The organism is Caballeronia sp. M23-90 (assembly GCF_053574605.1).
Map to the genome: position 1 here is coordinate 1 of NZ_JBSIPA010000446.1, position 5,250 is coordinate 5,250.

Consider the following 5,250-nt stretch of genomic DNA (forward strand, 5'->3'; position numbering starts at 1 on the left):
TCCGATGCAGAGTTCAGCGCGGCCGACCTGTTGGCGGCACGCGCGGTGATCGAAGGCGAGATCGCGGCGCTCGCGGCGAAGAACGGCACGGATGTGCAACGCGAGGCGCTGACGCGAAACATCAACATGCTGGAAGCGCAGTCAGTCAACAACGCCGCGTTCCTGGATGAAGACAAGCGTTTCCACCTGCTCATCAGCGAGATGACCGGCAACGCGATGCTGACAGAAGTCATGACTGTCCTCTGGAACAAACGCTACAGCCCCATGTTCACGCACCTCGAAACCTTCTACGCCGACAAGCACATCCCCGCCGCCATGAACGCGGATCACAGGAAGATCGGCGAGGCAATCCTCAATCGCGATGCGCGCGCCGCGAAGAACGCAATGCGCGCGCATCTTCGCCACGTGCATCACAAACTTTTCGCGGACTCGCCGGATGGAGATGCCGCTTAGAGACTTCAGAAGCGAGCGACATCGATAACCGGAGCAGCGAACGCTTTCGGCGATGCTGACAACAGCAGCAACGATCATCGATCGAATGACTTTCATGATCTTCAATTATTCCAGCAACTGCGGCTTGTGAAACGCTGTGAAACGCCCGGCGCGGCAGATGCAGTGGGATACAAATCGATGGATTTACAATGCCCGGATGAACCACATCACCCGAAAACAGCGGCTCACATCCTGGTTCTGGAGCGACGAGGTCATCCGCAGCCGGTATGTGAGTGACGTCGTGCTGACAAGCACCGTCGAGATACCCGCGCCGCCTCCGCGCCTCGTTGCCGATTGGGAAAGGGAGATAGCGACGCGCCTGATCCTGGAACCCGGGGACGTCGAGGAGATGCCGTTAGCGCGGGCCCGCGCAAGGTGGCCGGAGTACAGGCAGTGCGTGCAGGCAGTCGCCGACTGGACCTGCGTGCAAGGACTGCCCGGGGTGCTTGCTGCAAGCGACGTAGCCCTCATGGCCTGCCGCGGCGCACGCTACCACCACGATGGCGAGCAATATGGCAGCGCGGTCTTCTGCAATCTTTTCGTGAGCGACGACAAGGGTCTGGATCTGCATTTCCCGTCAGTGGATCTTCGAATCCCGCTGACCCAGGGCACGGTCGTGATCTTCGATACGTGCCAGCCTCACGGCGTCATCCAGCGTCGCAGCAGCGGTTTCGACAACGCCGACTTCCCGGCAGAACAAGACTTCACCCAACTGTTCCTGACATGGGAGCTTCCTGTTGAAGACGCTCATGTGACACGAGCACTGAACGTGGTATTCGACATCGCTCCATCGACTTCGAAGCGTCCCGACGAAGAACAAGTCTGGCTGAAGGGAGCACGCGTTGCGCTGTGCCCCAATTCCGGCCAATGGGTCGAGGCTCAATAAATCGCCTCACGACGATCACAATCAGGTGATCAACCAAATCGGTCAAGATTTCAAGACTTTCGGCCCTTGCAAAATCGTCAGCCTGCTTTCGTTTACTCTTCGCGAGGGCTGCAGATCAACATCACGCAAGCCGTGAAACTTCGATCATTCGAGCCAATGCAGCGTGCAGCCGTGGATTACCGACGCCCGCACGACACAGCGCCTTTTGCAGCACAACACCAGATGCGTTCTCCGGGCTTTTCAGCCAGGCGGATGAGTGTGTCCGCGTGTTTGAAACATCGAATGAGCCACGCGTCCCGCGTTGCGGTCAGCGTGTTCCCGGCACTCTAATCGGAGACGTCATGGCGCGTCTTTTATCTTTGAAACTGGCTACCGTTCCCGGGCGCTTGCGGCCTTTGCCGCTCGCGCTGTGTGTATCCGCGGGACTGAGCGTTTTATATATTCCCGTGGCCTACGCGGCCGGACCGCTGCCGAACGGCGGCCAGTTCGTGGCGGGCAGCGGCACGATCAGCAGCAGCGCAAATGCGGTCACGATCACGCAGGCCGGCGGATCGCGCACAGTCATCGACTGGAACAGCTTTTCTATTGGCAACGGCAACAAGGTCAAATTCGATAACGGCAACGGCGCGACCCTGAACCGCGTGACTGGCGGCAACCAGTCGGTGATCCTCGGCACGCTCAGCGCAACCGGCAGCGTGTACCTGATCAACCCGCAAGGCATTCTTGTGGGCCAGAACGGCGTAATCAGTACGGGCGGGCGCTTTGTCGGGTCGACGCTGGACACGACTAACGCCGCGTTCATGCAAGGCGGCGCGCTGACGCTGTCAGGCACATCGAACGCAAGCGTGATCAACCTGGGCAAGATTGCATCGAGCGGCGGCGATGTCTTCCTGATCGCGCGAAGCGACGTGACGAACCAGGGCACGATAAGCGCGCCGGAAGGCACGGCTGAACTCGCCGCCGGCGCGCAGGTTCTGCTGCAGGATTCATCGACTGGCAAGCAGACGTTCGTGCAAACGGGCAGCGGCGGCACGGTCATCAACAGCGGCACGGTGCGCGCGGCCCAGGTGAATCTGGAAGCGGCGGACGGCAACGTCTATGCGCTCGCGGGCAACCATAGCGTGATCCGCGCGACCGGCACTACCACGCGCGATGGCCATGTATGGCTCGTCGCCGATACCGGCAGCGTGCGCCAGACCGGCACCGTTCGCGCGGAAAATGCAGACGGCACGGGCGGCACGGTCGACACAACTGCGCAAACGTTGTCCTTCGGCAATGCCGATTCAAGCAGTCCGGCCGTCGTGGCGGCCCAGTGGAATGTCACGACGCCGGCCTTCACCGCAGGCGATGCCGCCGCCGGCGCGCTGTCGCGCAGCCTGAACAAAGGGACATCGGTGAACGTAGGTTCAGCCGGCGATATCACCGTGAACTCGGACATCCGCTGGCAAGGTCCGGCGTCGCTGACGCTCGCCGCCTACCGGACGTTGACCATCGGGCAGAACACCACTGTGAAGAACAAGGGCAGCGGCAACCTGACGCTGCGCAGCGATGCATCGGCAATCGACAACGGCGGCAGCGTGATCAACCGCGGGGTCATCGACTGGTCGGGAAGCACCGGCACTGTCAGCGCGCTTTACGACATGAACGGCAGCTACACGCCGGGCACGTTGCGCAGCAATACCGCATGGAAGGCGCCGCAATACAGCGGCCTGCTCACGCAGATCACCGCGTACAAACTCGTCAATTCGACGGCCGATCTGCAGAACGTATCGCTCGATCTCGCAGGCATCTATGCGCTCGGCAAGGATATCGATGCGGGCGGCGTCGCCTCCGCGCCGATAGGCAATCACAACACACCGTTCACCGGTCAGTTCGATGGCATGTGGCACACCATCGCCAACCTCGCGCCGCAAGTCATGGATTTTTCGACCGACCTGAACGCGGGGCTGTTTGGTGTCATCGGGCCGGCGGGCGTCGTGCGTGATGTCGGCGTCGTCACGAGCAAGGTAGGGATTTCTTACGGCGGCAGCGGACTGCTCGCCGGTGACAATCAAGGCACGATCGTCAACTCGTACACGACCGGAAGCGTCTTCGATCCGTCTCAGGACGGCAACACGTTCGGCGGACTCGCTGGCAAGAACGAAGGTCTGATCGCACGGTCCTGGAGTGGCGCGAGCGTCTCCGGCGACAGCATCAACGGCGGACTCGTCGGCTACAACACCGGGACGATCACCCAGTCGTATGCAACCGGCGATGTCACGCCGCAGTACTCGACCGGTTCCGGCGGCGGATTCGTCGGCTTCAACGAAGGGACGATCAGCCAGTCGTTCGCCACCGGGAAAGTGGGCTTCGGCTCGCAGGGATCGGCTGGCTTTGCGTTTGTCAACAACGGAACGATTGCGCCCGATTCGTACTGGAACACGGAGACGACAACGCAAACGCAAGGCGTTCGTGCCGGCACGCAATTGCCGGCATCGAACGGACTTACCACCGCGCAGATGAGCACGGAGGCGTCGTTCGTGTCGTATGACTTCAGTCCTACCGGCGTGTGGGCATTGCCAGCAGGCGCAACGCATCCGGTGTTGCGCTGGCAAGTTGCCAACTGAAGCTGAAGCTGAGTTGAGTCTGGCGCCTACTTCGCGGCGAGCTTGTCCTGCGTCTTGGTATCGAAGTCGCTCGCGTCGTGACGCTCGTGAAGTTGGCTCGATGGTTCGCCGGAAACCCGGTTGACCATCCGGCCGCGCTGCACGGTCGGACGTTCGCCTATGGCGTTGGCCCATCGCTGCACGTGCGTGTATTCCTGCACCGATAAAAACTCGCCCGCGCCGTACTGCCAGCCCTTGACCAGTCCGCCGTACCACGGCCAGATGGCGATATCGGCGATCGTGTATTCGCTGCCCGCCATGTACTCGTTGTCCGCCAGCCGTTTGTCGAGCACGTCGAGCTGACGCTTGGTTTCCATGGCGAAACGGTTGATCGCGTATTCGATCTTCGTGGGCGCGTAAGCGTAGAAATGGCCGAAACCGCCGCCCAGATACGGCGCGCTGCCCATCTGCCAGAAAAGCCACGACAGACATTCGGCGCGCGCAGCCGGCTCTGTCGGAAGGAATGCCTTGAATTTCTCGGCGAGGTACAGGAGGATCGAGCCGGACTCGAACACACGAATCGGCTCGGCGCCGCTGTGGTCCACCAGGGCGGGGATTTTCGAATTGGGGTTCGCCGCCACGAAGCCGCTGCCGAACTGGTCACCTTCGCCGATCTTGATGAGCCACGCGTCATACTCCGCGCCGCCGTGACCCAGCGCCAGCAGTTCTTCCAGCATCACGGTGACCTTCACGCCGTTCGGCGTGCCCAGCGAATAAAGCTGGAGCGGGTGCTTGCCGACCGGCAGGTCCTTGTCGTGCGTCGGCCCGGAAATCGGCCGGTTGATATTCGCGAAGTGGCCACCATTGCCTTTATTCCAGGTCCAGACTTTTGGCGGCAGGTAATCGGACGAATCGCTCATGTTCAAGGCTCCTTGCAGCTATTGGGATGTTTGTCTCGAAATATTGGAGCGAGAATAACAAACCCATGCAGATGTTGCCGGGACCGCTCAAGGTGCCGGCTGCGGATCCGGACGCGCCCCTTCGCGCTCGAGCCATGAGCGAAACAGCATGACGAGACCGTCGGCGAATTTGTCATCGGGCACATAAGTGCAATAACTCCGCGATGGCAGACGCGGCCCCGCAAACGGCGTCACGAGCCGGCCCGAAGCAAGATCGTCGGATACAAGCGCCGTCGGCCCCATCGCAACCCCCATCCCGTCGATGGCAGCCTGCAACGTCAGGTAAAAGTGATCGAAGGTCACGACCGCCGCCGGCCGCAGCGCCGGA

Annotated in this window: 5 protein-coding genes; 3 read left to right on the top strand and 2 right to left on the bottom strand. The window is 61.4% G+C overall.

The window, feature by feature from the left end; translation table 11 throughout:
* From ACRXB1_RS29490 to ACRXB1_RS29500, 3 genes are all read left to right on the top strand, one after another.
* A partial coding sequence (locus ACRXB1_RS29490; protein WP_449494037.1) for a FadR/GntR family transcriptional regulator occupies nt 1-453 on the top strand: 453 nt, incomplete at its 5' end.
* Between the two features lie 196 nt (nt 454-649).
* The gene (locus ACRXB1_RS29495) at nt 650-1,378 is read left to right on the top strand and encodes a hypothetical protein (protein ID WP_449494038.1); all 729 of its coding nucleotides are present in this window, start codon (nt 650-652) and stop codon (nt 1,376-1,378) included.
* A gap of 341 nt (nt 1,379-1,719) precedes the next feature.
* Entirely contained in the window at nt 1,720-3,984 is a 2,265-nt protein-coding gene (locus ACRXB1_RS29500) for a two-partner secretion domain-containing protein (RefSeq protein ID WP_449494039.1), read from the top strand.
* Between the two features lie 26 nt (nt 3,985-4,010).
* Here the strand turns inward: ACRXB1_RS29500 and yghU are convergent, their stop codons facing one another.
* Together yghU and ACRXB1_RS29510 are read right to left on the bottom strand one after the other, a co-directional pair.
* On the bottom strand, nt 4,011-4,883 hold the full coding sequence (gene yghU, locus ACRXB1_RS29505) for a glutathione-dependent disulfide-bond oxidoreductase (protein WP_449494040.1): 873 nt from the start codon (nt 4,881-4,883) through the stop codon (nt 4,011-4,013).
* Between the two features lie 87 nt (nt 4,884-4,970).
* Nucleotides 4,971-5,250, bottom strand: a 280-nt coding sequence (locus ACRXB1_RS29510) for a LysR substrate-binding domain-containing protein (protein WP_449494041.1), incomplete at its 5' end; no start/stop codon positions are given.

Coding starts and splice junctions, on each gene's coding strand:
- ACRXB1_RS29500 (WP_449494039.1), top strand. CDS start 1,720: ATGGCGCGTCTTTTATCTTTGAAACTGGCTACCGTTCCCGGGCGCTTG.
- ACRXB1_RS29495 (WP_449494038.1), top strand. CDS start 650: ATGAACCACATCACCCGAAAACAGCGGCTCACATCCTGGTTCTGGAGC.
- yghU (WP_449494040.1), bottom strand. CDS start 4,883: ATGAGCGATTCGTCCGATTACCTGCCGCCAAAAGTCTGGACCTGGAAT.